The sequence below is a fragment of the Agrobacterium sp. AGB01 genome (assembly GCF_014851585.1).
In the GTDB taxonomy this organism is placed as follows: Bacteria; Pseudomonadota; Alphaproteobacteria; order Rhizobiales; family Rhizobiaceae; genus Agrobacterium.
The window spans coordinates 167,664-181,678 of the sequence record NZ_JACVAB010000007.1; the positions used below are offsets into that span (position 1 = coordinate 167,664).

A 14,015-nucleotide genomic window follows, 5' to 3' on the forward strand; every position below is an offset into this window, starting at 1 on the left:
GCATTGCGGAAGCCGCACACCGATATATTGTTGCCGCTTTCAGCAGGACATTTCTCCGGAGGAACACCTCATGAAATCTCAGCAGATCGTTCTTGCCAGCCGACCAGTGGGTACGCCGAAACCACAAAATTTCCGGCTTGAGGAAGTCGACTTACCGCAGGCAGAGGAAGGTGAGGTTACAGTACGGGTGCTGTTTCTGTCGCTTGACCCCTACATGAGGGGCCGCATGAGTGATGCGAAATCCTATGCTGCGCCGGTCCCCATTGATGGCATCATGGAAGGCGAAACCATTTGTGAGGTCCTGAAATCACGAAGCAGCAATTTCGCGCCGGGCGATATTGTGCGAGGTCGAACCGGCTGGCGAACCCACGCGGTCGTGGCTGGCAATGCTCTACGAAGGGTCGAGACACATGGTGCACCGCTGACGACCGCGGTCGGTGCACTTGGCATGCCGGGTTTCACTGCATGGAGCGGCCTGAAATTTATCGGCCAGCCGAAAGCGGGCGAGACCGTTGCAGTCGCCGCGGCGTCCGGCCCTGTCGGCTCAATGGTTGGACAGCTCGCAAAACTCTGGGGTGCAAGGGCGATTGGCATCGCCGGTGGTTCAGAAAAATGCACCTATGTGAAGGATGAGCTTCACTTCGACGCGGTCATTGATCACCGCTCCGATGACCTTGTCTCTCGATTGGAGGCGGCGACACCCGACGGTATCGATGTCTATTTCGAAAATGTCGGCGGACATGTCTGGGATGCCGTCCTGCCACGGCTCAACAAGTTTGGACGAGTTCCGGTGTGCGGACTTGTCGCCCATTATAATGGCGCTTCAACATCCGATAATGACCGGTTGCCGGCGACCATGTCTGCAATTCTGCGGCAAAGCCTGCTCGTGCGTGGTTTCATTCAGACCGAATTTGCAGCAGATCATTTTGACGAATTTCTTGCTGAGGTCGGTCCGCGCGTTGCCGCAGGCGAGATACGGTATCGCGAAGATATTGTTGACGGTCTCGAAAATGCACCAGACGCCTTCACCGCAATGCTGACCGGTGGCAATTTTGGAAAGCTGATCATCAAGGTCGCCTAAAGCGGCGTAGCGTTGTTTAATTCTGGCACGCTTGCGATCGGTTGAACACCCCAACCGAAGCAGCGTTCCGCCGCAGTATACGCTGAGCAAGTCAGAAAATTTGCATTGACCGTTTTCGATCGCGAGGTGAAACTTCGACCTTATAAAACAGGAGGTAACACATGGAAGAACCAGACCGCTGGCGACATATGCGAAACGCTCCGAGAGACGGCAGTCGCATTCTCGTTACCATCCGCCCCACGGAACAGGGGCCAGGTGCAGTTGATCTCGCCTATTGGTCAAATGGCGATCAGTTCGGAGGCGAAGCCTGGCGCTCTTCTGATTCCGCTCCCGGCCGCATCATCGAATATGCCGAACCCGAGTTGAAGTGTTGGATGCCGATCCCGTCGGCCGACCCAGACCGCATGAGCTTGCCCTCTCCGTGGAAAGGAAAAGACACACAAGAGCTGGAGGTTGACGGGTCGGGAATCTAACCACCCCACACAAAATTCCGCTGACCCGTGCGGTGCCTATCTCGTCGTATTCAGCACAGCGAGGCGTTCTATTGCTTGTCGGGGATTTTCTGCGGCCAGCGTATGAGCGCTTCGCGGCCAGCACCTGTCAGACCGTAAATCCCTCGTTCCAGCCGCTCAAACCAGCCATAAACATTTGAAAGCAATATCTTTCCTGCGTCCGGCACAGATGTCGTGACATCACGAACACGCAACGGTCCTGCAGCCAGAGCGGCCGCGCAACCGAGTGCCTGCTGGCGATAGGCTGTCATGACAGGTTGGCGTGTGCTGCCGCCGAGTGCAGGATCACCCCGCCTGTTGCGGTGTTCGCGCATCAACCGGGAGCGTCTTTTCGGATTGGTGCGCGGCATCGGGGTAACCGAGCCGACGATAACGCTGACATCGCCCGCATCGGAAACACCTAGCATGCCAATCCCAAGCCTGCGGCAAAGATCTCTGTAACGTTTGTCCGCTTCGCGCCCTCTGCCTTTGGCTGAAATCCGAGCCGCAATCCACACCTCGTCAGAAACCGCGGCGCGGTCAACGGCCTGTAAGATAAGTTCAAGATTGAAGGAAAGTTTCAGCTCACAAACCACGACGATGGTCGGATCACTATCGCTGAGGCCAACGAGATCGCAGCCACCAATTTCGCCTTTCACGGCGTAGCCTGCCTGTTCGAGAAAGTCTTTTACTGGCAGATAAAGGGAGGTTTCCATAGGACTGCTGTTAGATGTGGAGAATCGCATCACAAGCTACAGTGATTGCTCGCTTGCGTCACCACAGAAGCAGGCAACCAATATCCACCCAGCGATCCGAACGAATGGATGCAGTTAGAATATCTGGCGAATTTTGCAGACAGAAATACCGTCTTTAGAAAACAGCTCCCGTCACTCAGCGTGCCGGAACAACTGATATTAATCGAAAGATCACATATCGAAGGCCACGACGAAAAGACGGGCTGTTTTCACAGCCCGTCAATCCAATCGATACCACGACGTGTCGCAGTAATTATCTGGTCTTCTTTGGCTTCGAAGGCAGAAGGCCTTCGCGCTGCAGCTGCTTGCGAGCGAGCTTACGCTGACGGCTTACAGCTTCAGCCTTTTCACGAGCCTTCTTGATAGATGGCTTTTCAAAAGCTTCACGCAGACGCATTTCGCGGAAAATGCCTTCACGCTGCAGTTTCTTCTTGAGAACTCGAAGCGCCTGATCGACATTATTGTCGCGCACTAATACTTGCATTTGCCCCTCTTGAGCTAAAAATCGAAAATCGTGCGCCACCATACTCATTTTCGCGGCGATTCCAAGATCGATAACAGCTTTCTTTTGGCATTTTTTTCAAAGAATCGGACGAATTTTGCAGTTTTTGCAGTTATTGTCATGGTTGACCGGTAAAAAATGGAATCCGACCCGTCACCCTGACGGAATCACGTCACCAGTAAGGTCCCCAAACCTGAAAATTACGTGTGAAACAGTCCAATCAATGGAATCGCTATCGGTCGTAACTGAAGAACCCGAAATACACGCAACATGATCACGTCGAAGTTCGTTGACGAATCTGCTGATAACATGTCCAAATCCTATCAACTTACGTCTACCCACCTGATTGATTGAATGCCCTATATCATCCGCAAACGCCGACTTGGTAACACATCCCTGGAACTCAGTGAACTGGGTTATGGCTGTGCCGCTATCGGCGGCATGTATAGAAGTGTCAATCGAGCGGAGGCCACGGAAGCGCTGACAGCCGCCTGGGAGGCGGGGATCCGCTATTTTGATACCGCTCCCGGTTACGGCGTTGGCATATCAGAGCGTATTGTCGGTGACTTCCTTCGCGACATCCGCCCCGATGACTATGTGCTGTCCACCAAGGTCGGCAAACTTCTAAAACCCGCCAAGTCTGCTGCGACAGGCTCTATGCCCTTCGAGATCACGTTCGACTATAGTTATGACGGCATCATGCGGTCCTACGAGTTCAGTCTGGCCCGGCTCGGCCTCGCCAAGATCGATCTGCTGCTTGTCGACGACCTCGATCCGCAAACGCTGGGTTTGCTCGAATACCGCAGGCATTTCCCAAAATTTCTCGACAGCGGCATTAGGGCCATGGAGGAGTTGCGATCCAGCGGTGACATCGCGGCATTTGGGTTGGGTGTCAGTGATGTTGGGGCATGCATTGATATCATGCAGAGAGTGAAGCTCGACTGTCTGTTGATCAACGGCCGCTATACACTCCTTGATCGCACAGTCGGCACGCGCGTTCTGGGAATGTGCAGACAATCTGCCACACCACTGATCGTCGGCAGCCTCTTCAACTCTGGCACTCTCGTTAGACCCACTGGGAATATGGACGAGATCGATTTCATCGCAAATCGCGCGCGCGAGGTTGCCACAACAGCAGGCGTGGACATTGCGTCCGCTGCGACGCAGTTTCCGTTGAGAGACGAGCTTGTGACGTCTGCGATTTTGGGAAGCGCACGCCCATCCCGTATTCGCGCGGCGATTGCCGGATTGTCCGATACGATACCTGAGACGGTGTGGACGCAGTTCTCGTCATCCGCCAAGAACTGATCTTTTAATCTCGGCTGGAGCAAACCCGGGACGGTGACCGTAATCAGCAAAACAAGGCGCCTGAACCCAACAACCTTTAAAACCGGTACCCGCCTGATCACATAAGTCATTTCAAGCAGACTGTAATTTCAGACGAAACTTACCAACCTTTAATCCAACGGATATCCAACGGTAATCCGCACTCGTCTAATGTCTATCCCATGGTCGCGAAACAAGGCGTCGACCATTCGAAAAGGATCAGGACCATGACGACTAGTTTACACACATTCGTCACCACCGGACTGGTCGCCTTGACGATTGCTGGTTCAGCGTTCGCCACCGCCTCCCAGGCCGAAGCACGCAATAATTTTGGCCGCGGTCTCGTTGCGGGTATCGCGGGCGCTGTGATTGGTGGGGCGTTGCTTGCCAACGGCCATCACGCGTCGGGTTATGGCCCACCAGCCTACGCAGCAGTGCCATATGGACCTCCTCCCGGCCCCTATGGTGCGCCAATATATGCCTCACATTATCCCGCCTGCCATGTTGCTTGGCGACAGGACGCCTGGGGCGACATGTACCGGGCCCGCGTTTGCGATTAGGCGCCCAAGACCTTCAGTTGAAACCGTACCGCGACACGACCCGAACCCGCCAGCGCCCGCCGCCCTGGCGACGGAATCCATTGCCTGTCCCGGTGTTAAAAGAGAGTGAGAATGATCATGTCGCATATCCTTCACAGAAATCGCGTCCTCGCCCTGCTCGGGGCCGCCATTATCGCGGTGCCATTGGCAACACCGGTCATCCTCGGCAACAATACTGCTTTCGCAGCACCGTCCTCCGCCCCGGCAGTCAGCGGTATCGTTGCACCGGCAGGCTCTTTTGCCTCCATCGTTTCTGCAGACAAGCCTGCCGTCGTTACCGTCACCACAACGATGAAGACCGAATCCGTCGCTTCGGACGAAACCTCACCTTTTGGTGAAAACTCGCCCTTCAACGATCAATTCAAGCAGTTCTTCGGGCAGCGCGGCATGCCAATGCCACAGCAGCGTCAGTCGCAGCGTTCTCAGGCTCTGGGCTCAGGCTTTGTCATCTCATCGGATGGCTACATCGTCACCAATAACCACGTGATCGACAATGCCATCGACATCAAGGTCACTCTCGATGATGGTACGGAACTGCCAGCAAAGTTGATCGGGGCTGATCCAAAGTCGGACCTTGCGGTCCTGAAGATCGAGGCTAAGACGCCACTCGCCACCGTGTCATGGGGTGATTCCGACAAATTGAAGCTTGGGGATCAGATCTTAGCGATCGGTAATCCGTTCGGCATCGGCACGACGGTCACTGCGGGTATCGTCTCGGCACGCGGTCGTGACCTGCATTCTGGCCCTTATGACGACTTCATCCAGATCGATGCACCAATCAACCACGGTAACTCTGGTGGTCCTCTTGTGAATAGCGACGGCAGTGTCGTCGGCGTCAACACGGCGATCTATTCACCGAACGGCGGTAGTGTCGGCGTCGGTTTCGCCATCCCTTCCGATCAGGCCCAGCGGGTCGTGGCAAAGCTGATGAAGGACGGCTCTATTGAGCACGGCTTTATCGGCGTACAGATCCAACCGGTCTCTGCCGATATTGCCAATGCAATTGGGCTCGAAAAGTCTGAAGGCGCGCTGGTGGCCAGCGTCAACGATGACACCCCGGCTGCGAAGGCTGGCGTCCAGGTCGGTGACGTGATCACAGCCCTTGGTGGTCAGGCCATTTCTTCCCCACGCGACCTATCGCGTATGGTTGCAGACATGACCCCAGGCTCGAAGGAAAACCTGACGGTATGGCGGCAGGGTGCCAGCAAGAACCTGCAATTGACGATCGGCCAGAACAGCCAGGACCAACAACAGGCTTCGACAGATCAGGACAAGGGTGGCCCTGCAGCACAAAAGCTTCCCACCATTGGCATTGGCCTTGCGGATGTTAATGACCAGGTCCGTCAGGCCCTTAACCTGCCGGAACATGAAACTGGTGCCGTCGTTGCAAGCGTCGCACCTGACAAGCCGGCAGCGGAAGCTGGCCTGCAGGCAGGCGACCTGATCCTCTCGGTCAACCAGCATGCGGTCAAGACAGCCCAGGAAGCCAAGATGGCCGTGGCAAATGCTGGCAGGACAGGCAGAAAGGCCGTTCTGTTGCTCATCCAGCGCGGTAGCGACCAGAGCTTTGTGACCGTTCCGTTCGCAGTCGGCTGATCATAAGCTCAATCAGACCGGCCTTGTACTCTTCGGGTGCAAGGCCGGTTTCTCCATGGCTATATTTCCGGTGAAAAATTCGAAGGATGCCTATTTGTATGAGAGTAGCGACCAGTCCATCAAGAGCCGGCAGAAGGCAAATTTGGAGACACCCGGTCTCTTGCAAATTACATCTCGCCGCCATAATTAGACAGAATACTGCCAATGTTCCTTGGCACGTAAGCGTTAACGTAACTCAACGCGCATGATCAAACGGGCTTCCCGGTTCTGATCTGCGCGGCTGTGTCCTGCAGATCGATCCGTCGGCCTCTGAAAGGGATACATTTTGACAACCGACGTATTTACTTCTTCTCCGAAAATTGAACGTATTCGTCACGAACTGAAGCGACGTGATCTCACCGTCATCGCCAAGGACAATGTCACTCCGGCGATGCTGCGCATCACGCTGAAGGGCGATGACGCTTCGGACTTCGTCAGCCTCGGAGCCGACGACCACATCAAAATCTTCATTCCGACATTAAGCGGTGACACCGAACGCCGCGACTACACGCCGAGGCGTTACGATACGTCGTCACGCACTGTCGTCATTGATTTTGCCATTCATGAAGCAGGCCCGGCGACCCAATGGGCACTGAATGCCAAGATCGGTGACGTCTTGTCCATTGGCGGCCCCAAGGGCTCTGCGGTCGTCTCGCCAGACATCATCAACTGGTTGCTGGTTGGCGACGAAACGGCGCTTCCGGCAATTGGCCGCCGCATAGAAGAAGCCCTGCCGGGCCAACGGATTTCTGCGGTCATTGCAATTACCGGACCTGACGAAAAGCAAGATTTCACCTCAAAGGCAAAGCTCGATATCCATTGGGTTTACCGGCCACTCAGCGATGCCGCCAAGGCGGCCCTGCTGCTTCAGGCGCTTGAACAGGTTGAGATCGCGCGGCAAACCTTTGTGTGGGTTGCTGCCGAAGCGTCAGTGACGCGTGACGTGCGTCGCTATCTCGTTGAACAGCGCGGACATGCCCTAACGTGGACCAAGGCCTCCGGCTACTGGGTCAAAGGCATGGCGGACGCTCATGAAAAATTCGAGTGACACCCCGTGATGCAACAGAATTTGCTGGTCACGAAAAGCCGTCAGTCACTCAGCCCGCGCTGTTGACTGACGGGTGGTTGATCGCGCTTAAGGAAAGGCGCAGGCGTGCCGTTTTCGCGGCACCCACGATCTCAAATATCTGATGTATCCCCATCTGGCAGGCCAGTCCGCACCCGGTTGACCACCGTCCAGATCAACAGCACACAGGCCATAGGCTGGAGATGCCACGTCCAGTCCGGAAGCGTATCGAACATTGCCACCAGCAGACCAATTGCCCCGAACAACAGGGCACGGTCGCTTTTTCCCATCGGCCCTTCGTAGTTTCGTCCCTTGCCATGGGCGACACCCAGCACACCGGCAAATTCCGTCAGCACCGAGAGGAAAACAATGGTCGCAATCCATGGGAGCGAGAAGGGTGCGACCAATGCAAAGGGAATGTACAGTGCTGCGTCCGACACCACATCTGTCATTTCGTTGAGGTAGCCACCGAGGGCAGACTGCTGCCCATGCTCACGCGCCAGCATGCCGTCGACGGCATTAAAAGCCATGCGCAGAAACATCCACAGTGGCACCAGTGCAAACAGTCCCGGCAGCGGCTGCACCAGCAACAATGCACCAATTGCAACGGAAACAACTGCCGCACCCACGGTCACCTGATTGGCTGTTACTCCTGATGCCGCCAGCCGCCCGACAAGCGGGCGAAGGATGGTCTGAAACGAAGATTTCAGTTTGTAGATCGACATGAAAGCCCGAATCCGATTGAGTGCATCCACACATGCAGGCGCAAGTTGATGAAATCAACTGGAAATTTCGGAAATCATCCTTATAGAGTCCAGTTCAGTCAAGTGGGAGTGACACGGCATGATCAAATCAGAGTTTGCGAGCCATGACGGCGTGGAGCTTTTCTACCGTTACTGGCCGGCACGCTCCGGCGCTGCCAAGGGCGCAATCGTGCTTCTCCATCGCGGCCACGAACATGGCGGCAGAGTAGCCCATCTTGCCGAAGAGCTTGGTCTTGATGACTTCGCCTTTTATGCCTGGGACGCGCGCGGTCACGGAAATTCTCCCGGTGAACGCGGTCACTCGCCATCCTTCGCCCATTCGGTACGCGATCTCGATTGTTTCGTCCGTCATATCTGCGAAACCGGCGGCTTTGCTATCGATCAGATTGCAGTTGTCGCGCAGAGTGTTGGTGCGGTGCTCGCAGCGACTTGGGTACATGATTACGCGCCCAATATCCGCGCACTGGTGCTGGCGTCCCCGGCATTCGACGTCAAACTCTATGTTCCCTTTGCAAAGGAAGGCATTGCACTTTGGCAAAAGCTGAAAGGCACCTTCTTCGTCAATTCCTACGTCAAGGCACGTTTCCTGACGCATGATCCTGAGCGTATTGCATCATTCGAAAGCGATCCGCAGATTACCCGCCCCATCGCTTCCAACATTCTTCTGGAGCTTTACGAAGCGGCCGACAGGGTAGTCTCTGACGCTCGCGCCATTACCGTACCGACACAGCTGCTCATTTCCGGCAATGATTTCGTCGTGCGGCATGCGCCTCAACATCGTTTTTTTGAAAATCTTGGCGGCACCATCAAGGAACGCCATGTGCTGCCAGGCTTTTATCACGACACGCTCGGCGAGTTGCACCGGGTCAAGGCATTGGAAAAGATCAATGCGTTCATCACGGCACGTTTCAATGAAGCACCTGTTGTTGCAGATCTTCGCAAAGCACATCTCTCTGGTTACAGCCGTGATGAAGCCGACCGATTGGCAACGCCGCTGGCATTGACGACACCGCGTGGCCTCTACTGGGCTTTGACACGCGCCTCGATCCGGTTTGGCAGCCTGTTTTCAAATGGCATCAAGACCGGCGTGCGCACCGGTTTCGATTCAGGCTCGACACTTGATTACATCTATGAAGACGATGCACGTGGCCTTGGCCCCGGCGGCCGGTTGATCGATCGCCAGTTTCTCGATGCCATCGGCTGGCGTGGTATCCGGCAGCGCAAGGTGCATCTGCAGGAGCTGATCGGCAAGGCATTCGCACGGCTCAAGGCAGAGGGCAAGCCTGTGCGCGTGCTCGACATCGCGGCCGGTCACGGACGTTACATTTTGGATGCGGTGGCAGCGTCAGATGTGCGACCGGACAGTATCCGCCTGCAGGACTACTCACCGATCAATGTCGAAAAGGGTGGCGCACTGATCACCGAGCGTGGTCTGAGTGATATCGCCTCGTTCCACCGCGCCGATGCCTTCGATACTGCGGGATTGGCCGCGATTGAACCGAAGCCGACACTTGCCGTAGTGTCCGGCCTCTACGAGTTGTTCCCTGACAATGATGCCATCGAAGCCTCGCTTCGCGGCCTTTCGCAGGCGCTGAAGCCGGGATCGCTGCTGCTTTATACCGGCCAGCCCTGGCACCCGCAGCTTGAGATGATTGCGCGGGCGCTGACCTCTCATCGTGGTGGCGAAGCGTGGATAATGCGTCGCCGTACGCAGCAGGAAATGGATCAGCTTGTCGCGGCCGCCGGTTTCCGCAAGATTGAGCAGCGCATCGACAAGTGGGGCATTTTCACCGTGTCGCTGGCCGAACGTATCTGAGGGCGGCATGGAGGAGGGGGTTACATCGGTTCCCGAGGGAACACGCAGCGCGGTTCTGCGACGGGCAGCCCTGTGGCTCGCTTTCCTCGCTCCGTTCTTTTATCTCACCTACGGCCTTGCGAACTGGCAGGCATCGCTGCGTGCAGACGTGCCGAACCTGGCATTTGCCTGGGAAAAACACATTCCCTTCATTGCCTGGTCAATCGTACCCTATTGGTCGATCAACGCTTTTTATGCACTTTCTCTGTTTGTCAACGACACAACGGACGAAGTCGGCCGCTTGGCGCGTCGTTATCTCACCGCACAGATCATAGCAGTTGTCTGCTTCCTGTTATTCCCGCTACAGGCAATTTTTGTCCGGCCTGAAACTAATGGCTTTCCGGGTTTCATGTTCGATGTTCTGGGTGGCTTCGACAAACCGTTCAATCAGGCACCCTCGCTACATATTGCCCTTCTGGTGATCATCTGGGATCATTGGCGTACCCGTCTGACGGGACCAGTTCTCGGCATCTGGAATGTCTGGTGCATGCTGATCGGCATATCGGTGCTGACCACTTGGCAACATCATCTTATCGACATTCCGACAGGAGCACTGCTCGGTTTGTTTGCCCTCTGGCTGTTTCCGGCGCAAAAAACGTCGCCAATCGCCGCCTTCCATTTAACCGGTGATCGAAGGGCGAGACGACTGGCATTGGCCTATACGATGGGTGCCGTATTGTTTCTCCTGATCGCAGTCCTTTCGCTGCGCAGTTCCGGCGCAGGCCTGTTGTGGTTGTGGCCGAGTGTTGCGCTGGCACTGGTGGCCATCGGTTACGCCGGTGCGGGATCACAGGTCTTTCAAAAGGATGGCAACGGAGTAACAAGCCTTGCGAGCCGTTGGCTACTCTGGCCCTACCGCATCGGAGCAAAGATGAACCGCTGGTGGTGGACACGCAAGCTACCGGCTGCGGTCGAGGTGGCGGATAGAGTGTTTCTCGGACGTGCTCCTGATCGAAAAGAGCTCGCCGCCTATTCATCTGTTGTCGATATGACCGCAGAATTTCCAGCCCGTCGTATCCCCGGCCTCAACTGGCATTCCATTCCATCACTCGACCTGCTGGCCCTGACGCCAGAAAGCATCCGTGCCGGAGCGCTGGCCGTTGATGACACTCGCCGGAACGGACCCGTGCTCGTCTGCTGCGCGCTCGGTTTTCAGCGCAGTGCTGCCGTCGTCGCGTGTTGGCTCGTACGGTCAGGCCGCGCGACAAATGCCAAAACGGCGGCAGACCACCTGATGACGCTTGGTCGGCCGGTTCATTTGAAACAGGCGACCTATGCGGCAATCGATGAGGCGGCAAGATGAGTGACTGGAAAACGGCCACGACGCGCATGGCCCGGCGGTTGCGGCGTAATGGCACCAGCAGTGGTCTGATCGCACTTTTGCTGGTCGCCGTCGCACCGGCCACGGCAGGGGCACATGGTTTTACCGCAGCCCTTGGATGGTGGCTGCTGTTGGTTTTCTGCCTTGCGTCGATCGCGCTGGCCGTCCATCTGCTGTTCGACGCTCGTCTCTTTCATCTGGCCGCATCTCATGAGAGTGAAGAGGAAGCACTCGCCGCAATTGATGACTTTTTGGCCCGTATGAGACTTCGGGCGAAACCCGCAGTTCCAGCACCGCTATTGCAACGGTTTACCGGATGCCGTCGCCTCATTCTGCTACAATGGTCGACCCTTGCCATTGCGATTTTGCTCTATGGCATTCTTCTGCTTGATGCGGTCGATGGTGTTGCGACATGAGCGGCGGTGCTTCTCTCCTTCAGATCGTCTCCGGCTCGGTGCTCGCTGTGCTTGCGCGGGCGGTAACCGGGGTGCGGCCTATCTGGGCCGGATCGGCACCGAATGGTGGTCAGCGCATCTATTTTGCCAATCACGCAAGCCATGGCGATTTCATTCTCGTCGCAACGTGCCTGACGCCATCCGAGCGTAGCCGGACAGCGGCGGTGGCCGGTGCCGATTATTGGAGCGCAGGACATGTGCGCCGTTTCATTTCCCGCCGCCTGCTGCGGACGGTGCTTGTCGAGCGCAACTGGGTAGAACGAACGGCTGACCCGATGCAGGTCATGCTGGATGCGCTCGACGCCGGTGAATCACTGATTATTTTCCCCGAGGGCACGCGCAATATGACAGAGGAACCCTTGCTGCGGTTTCGGTCCGGCCTTTACAATCTCACTGTCGCCCGCCCGGGTGTCGAACTGGTTCCCTGTTGGATTGAAAACATGTCCCGCGTTTTACCCAAGGGGGCTCTCCTTCCCGTCCCGCTGCTCTGCCGCACGGTTTTTGGTGCGCCGGTGACGCTCAAAGAGGGCGAAGACCGCAAAGAATTTATCGAGCGCGCCCGGCAGGCACTTCTATCGCTTGCCCCGCGAAAAGATGGAAATAACGGATGAGCGACGACACCACTCGCCTTTTTCTCGGTCTGATCGGGGTGCTCGTCACAGCGAGCGTCATTGCCGGTGTGTTGTCCTGGCGCAGCCCCAAACCGCTGCCATCGACACTGGACAATCTCAATGCACGTATCAAGGCGTGGTGGATCATGGTCGCCGGCATCAGCTTCGCGTTTCTGTTTGGGACACGCGGGGTGCTTTTGCTTTTTGCTTTCGTTTCTTTCGCATCGCTGCGGGAATATGTAACGCTGACCAAGACGCGCCACGCCGACCGTTGGACATTGCTTGGCATGTTCCTGATCATTGTGCCTACGCAATATTATCTGATCTGGATCGACTGGTACGGGCTCTATTCGATCTTCATTCCGGTCTACTGCTTCCTTGCCATGCCAGCGATTACGGCGATGCGCGGCGACACGTCCCGTTTTCTCGAGCGGGTCAGCGAACAGCAATGGGGTGTGATGCTGTCGGTCTATTGCCTCAGCCATGTCCCGGCGCTGGTCACGCTACCCATTCCCGGCAATGAAGGGCGTGGGCTGCTGCTCATCGCCTTTCTGATTGCCACTGTGCAAGGCAGTGATGTGTTGCAATATATCTTTGGCAAACTGTTTGGTCGTCACAAGGTGGCGCCGAGCATCTCGCCATCCAAAACCTGGGAAGGGCTGATTGGCGGCATCGCCAGCGCATCTCTAATGGGGGCAGGGCTGTTCTGGCTCACCCCGTTTTCACCACTGGAAGCCGGATTCCTCGCCGCACTTTCCTGCGTCATGGGCTTTTTCGGTGGCCTTGTTGCCTCCGCCATCAAGCGGGATCGCGGAGTCAAGGACTGGGGCCATATGATCGAAGGCCACGGCGGCATGCTGGACCGGGCAGACAGCCTGGTGTTTGCAGCGCCAGTATTCTTCCACATTGTCCGCTACGCCTGGACTTGAGTTTCAAGTCCAGCAGCCTATTTGCGCGGCAAATTGTGCAGCCTATAAAAGCTCAGCGATACATTCCGTCGCCAGCCTATGATCCTCCACATCCGGCAGGCCGCTTACCGCGACAGACCCGACGAACAGGCCGCCTTTTAGAAAAAGCGGAACCGCGCCGCCAGAAGGTGCGAAGTCCAGAACCGGCAATGCGAACCGTTCATTGAGGTTGTAGCCCTTCTCTTCAGCCAATATCCGCATGTAGAGAGAGCTTTTTTGAAACCGGTGGACAACCGCACACTTACGGCGTGCCCAATTGAAATTATCGATGGTTGCGCCCGGCAGAAGACATGCAAACACCACGTCGTTGCCATGCCGAACCTCGATTGCGATGGGCAAGCTGGCAGCGACTGCGCGCTCGCGAATTTTTGCGCCAAGTTGCCAGGCAACGTCGTAGTCAAAATGTGGAAGCTGCAGTTTTTCCTGTTCATCAAGAAGTTCTGAAAGCGTTGGCGCAAGCAAGCTCATTAAATTACCTTCAGTCAGATTTTCGGTCATGCATGGCACACGCGCGGTGGCTGCTGGCACGAATAGTGGCGCGAGTTTAAGGGCAAAGCAAGCATGCCTCGCGGCATACTTGCAGTTA

General features: G+C 56.2%; 15 protein-coding genes. 11 read left to right on the forward strand and 4 right to left on the reverse strand.

The window, feature by feature from the left end; genetic code table 11:
• The first annotated feature begins 70 nt into the window (after positions 1-70).
• Together IB237_RS21640 and IB237_RS21645 are read left to right on the forward strand one after the other, a co-directional pair.
• On the forward strand, positions 71-1,081 hold the full coding sequence (locus IB237_RS21640) for an NADP-dependent oxidoreductase (RefSeq protein WP_192490799.1): 1,011 nt from the start codon (positions 71-73) through the stop codon (positions 1,079-1,081).
• Between the two features lie 161 nt (positions 1,082-1,242).
• Positions 1,243-1,554 carry a hypothetical protein gene (locus tag IB237_RS21645; protein ID WP_192490800.1) on the forward strand — a complete coding sequence of 104 codons (312 nt, stop codon included), beginning with the start codon at positions 1,243-1,245 and terminating at the stop codon, positions 1,552-1,554.
• 68 nt (positions 1,555-1,622) lie between these two features.
• On the opposite strand, the gene IB237_RS21650 is transcribed toward IB237_RS21645, so the two are convergent.
• Together IB237_RS21650 and rpsU are read right to left on the reverse strand one after the other, a co-directional pair.
• Positions 1,623-2,288, reverse strand: coding sequence for a DUF2161 domain-containing phosphodiesterase (locus IB237_RS21650; RefSeq protein WP_192490801.1), 666 nt, complete (start codon positions 2,286-2,288; stop codon positions 1,623-1,625).
• Between the two features lie 292 nt (positions 2,289-2,580).
• Positions 2,581-2,811 (reverse strand): 30S ribosomal protein S21, encoded by a 231-nt coding sequence (gene rpsU / locus IB237_RS21655; RefSeq protein WP_192490802.1) that lies wholly within the window; start codon positions 2,809-2,811, stop codon positions 2,581-2,583.
• Positions 2,812-3,183: 372 nt separating this feature from the next.
• Here rpsU and IB237_RS21660 point away from each other — a divergent pair, with 372 nt between their 5' ends.
• From IB237_RS21660 to IB237_RS21675, 4 genes are all read left to right on the forward strand, one after another.
• Entirely contained in the window at positions 3,184-4,137 is a 954-nt protein-coding gene (locus tag IB237_RS21660; RefSeq protein WP_192490803.1) for an aldo/keto reductase, read from the forward strand.
• Between the two features lie 245 nt (positions 4,138-4,382).
• Complete coding sequence (locus tag IB237_RS21665) at positions 4,383-4,715, forward strand: hypothetical protein (protein ID WP_192490804.1); 333 nt, start codon at positions 4,383-4,385, stop codon at positions 4,713-4,715.
• Positions 4,716-4,832: 117 nt separating this feature from the next.
• On the forward strand, positions 4,833-6,350 hold the full coding sequence (locus IB237_RS21670; RefSeq protein ID WP_192490928.1) for a DegQ family serine endoprotease: 1,518 nt from the start codon (positions 4,833-4,835) through the stop codon (positions 6,348-6,350).
• A 325-nt stretch (positions 6,351-6,675) separates the two neighbouring features.
• Positions 6,676-7,437, forward strand: coding sequence for a siderophore-interacting protein (locus IB237_RS21675; protein WP_210324055.1), 762 nt, complete (start codon positions 6,676-6,678; stop codon positions 7,435-7,437).
• Between the two features lie 131 nt (positions 7,438-7,568).
• Here the strand turns inward: IB237_RS21675 and IB237_RS21680 are convergent, their stop codons facing one another.
• A complete protein-coding gene (locus IB237_RS21680) occupies positions 7,569-8,180 on the reverse strand; it encodes a CDP-alcohol phosphatidyltransferase family protein (protein ID WP_192490805.1) in 612 nt (203 codons plus the stop codon).
• A gap of 118 nt (positions 8,181-8,298) precedes the next feature.
• Between IB237_RS21680 and IB237_RS21685 the strand changes: the two genes are divergently transcribed.
• The 5 genes from IB237_RS21685 to IB237_RS21705 are packed head-to-tail and all read left to right on the forward strand — an operon-like array spanning position 8,299 to position 13,390.
• Positions 8,299-10,035 carry a bifunctional alpha/beta hydrolase/class I SAM-dependent methyltransferase gene (locus tag IB237_RS21685; protein WP_192490806.1) on the forward strand — a complete coding sequence of 579 codons (1,737 nt, stop codon included), beginning with the start codon at positions 8,299-8,301 and terminating at the stop codon, positions 10,033-10,035.
• Between the two features lie 7 nt (positions 10,036-10,042).
• A complete protein-coding gene (locus IB237_RS21690) occupies positions 10,043-11,377 on the forward strand; it encodes a phosphatase PAP2/dual specificity phosphatase family protein (protein ID WP_192490807.1) in 1,335 nt (444 codons plus the stop codon).
• On the forward strand, positions 11,374-11,811 hold the full coding sequence (locus IB237_RS21695) for a hypothetical protein (protein WP_192490808.1): 438 nt from the start codon (positions 11,374-11,376) through the stop codon (positions 11,809-11,811). Before IB237_RS21690 ends, IB237_RS21695 begins: the two co-directional genes overlap by 4 nt.
• Positions 11,808-12,461, forward strand: coding sequence for a lysophospholipid acyltransferase family protein (locus IB237_RS21700; RefSeq protein ID WP_192490809.1), 654 nt, complete (start codon positions 11,808-11,810; stop codon positions 12,459-12,461). Before IB237_RS21695 ends, IB237_RS21700 begins: the two co-directional genes overlap by 4 nt.
• On the forward strand, positions 12,458-13,390 hold the full coding sequence (locus IB237_RS21705; RefSeq protein WP_192490810.1) for a phosphatidate cytidylyltransferase: 933 nt from the start codon (positions 12,458-12,460) through the stop codon (positions 13,388-13,390). The genes IB237_RS21700 and IB237_RS21705 overlap by 4 nt, the downstream gene beginning before the upstream one ends.
• Before the next feature lie 42 nt (positions 13,391-13,432).
• On the opposite strand, the gene IB237_RS21710 is transcribed toward IB237_RS21705, so the two are convergent.
• Positions 13,433-13,897: a heme-degrading domain-containing protein gene (locus tag IB237_RS21710; RefSeq protein ID WP_192490811.1), complete on the reverse strand. Its 465-nt coding sequence runs from the start codon at positions 13,895-13,897 to the stop codon at positions 13,433-13,435.
• Between the last annotated feature and the right edge of the window lie 118 nt (positions 13,898-14,015).

Bases quoted from the DNA above. Each gene is read 5' to 3' on its own strand.
- IB237_RS21640 (WP_192490799.1), top strand. From the start codon at position 71: ATGAAATCTCAGCAGATCGTTCTTGCCAGCCGACCAGTGGGTACGCCG.
- IB237_RS21645 (WP_192490800.1), top strand. From the start codon at position 1,243: ATGGAAGAACCAGACCGCTGGCGACATATGCGAAACGCTCCGAGAGAC.
- IB237_RS21650 (WP_192490801.1), bottom strand. From the start codon at position 2,288: ATGGAAACCTCCCTTTATCTGCCAGTAAAAGACTTTCTCGAACAGGCA.
- rpsU (WP_192490802.1), bottom strand. From the start codon at position 2,811: ATGCAAGTATTAGTGCGCGACAATAATGTCGATCAGGCGCTTCGAGTT.
- IB237_RS21660 (WP_192490803.1), top strand. From the start codon at position 3,184: ATGCCCTATATCATCCGCAAACGCCGACTTGGTAACACATCCCTGGAA.
- IB237_RS21665 (WP_192490804.1), top strand. From the start codon at position 4,383: ATGACGACTAGTTTACACACATTCGTCACCACCGGACTGGTCGCCTTG.
- IB237_RS21670 (WP_192490928.1), top strand. From the start codon at position 4,833: ATGTCGCATATCCTTCACAGAAATCGCGTCCTCGCCCTGCTCGGGGCC.
- IB237_RS21680 (WP_192490805.1), bottom strand. From the start codon at position 8,180: ATGTCGATCTACAAACTGAAATCTTCGTTTCAGACCATCCTTCGCCCG.
- IB237_RS21685 (WP_192490806.1), top strand. From the start codon at position 8,299: ATGATCAAATCAGAGTTTGCGAGCCATGACGGCGTGGAGCTTTTCTAC.
- IB237_RS21690 (WP_192490807.1), top strand. From the start codon at position 10,043: ATGGAGGAGGGGGTTACATCGGTTCCCGAGGGAACACGCAGCGCGGTT.
- IB237_RS21695 (WP_192490808.1), top strand. From the start codon at position 11,374: ATGAGTGACTGGAAAACGGCCACGACGCGCATGGCCCGGCGGTTGCGG.
- IB237_RS21700 (WP_192490809.1), top strand. From the start codon at position 11,808: ATGAGCGGCGGTGCTTCTCTCCTTCAGATCGTCTCCGGCTCGGTGCTC.
- IB237_RS21705 (WP_192490810.1), top strand. From the start codon at position 12,458: ATGAGCGACGACACCACTCGCCTTTTTCTCGGTCTGATCGGGGTGCTC.
- IB237_RS21710 (WP_192490811.1), bottom strand. From the start codon at position 13,897: ATGAGCTTGCTTGCGCCAACGCTTTCAGAACTTCTTGATGAACAGGAA.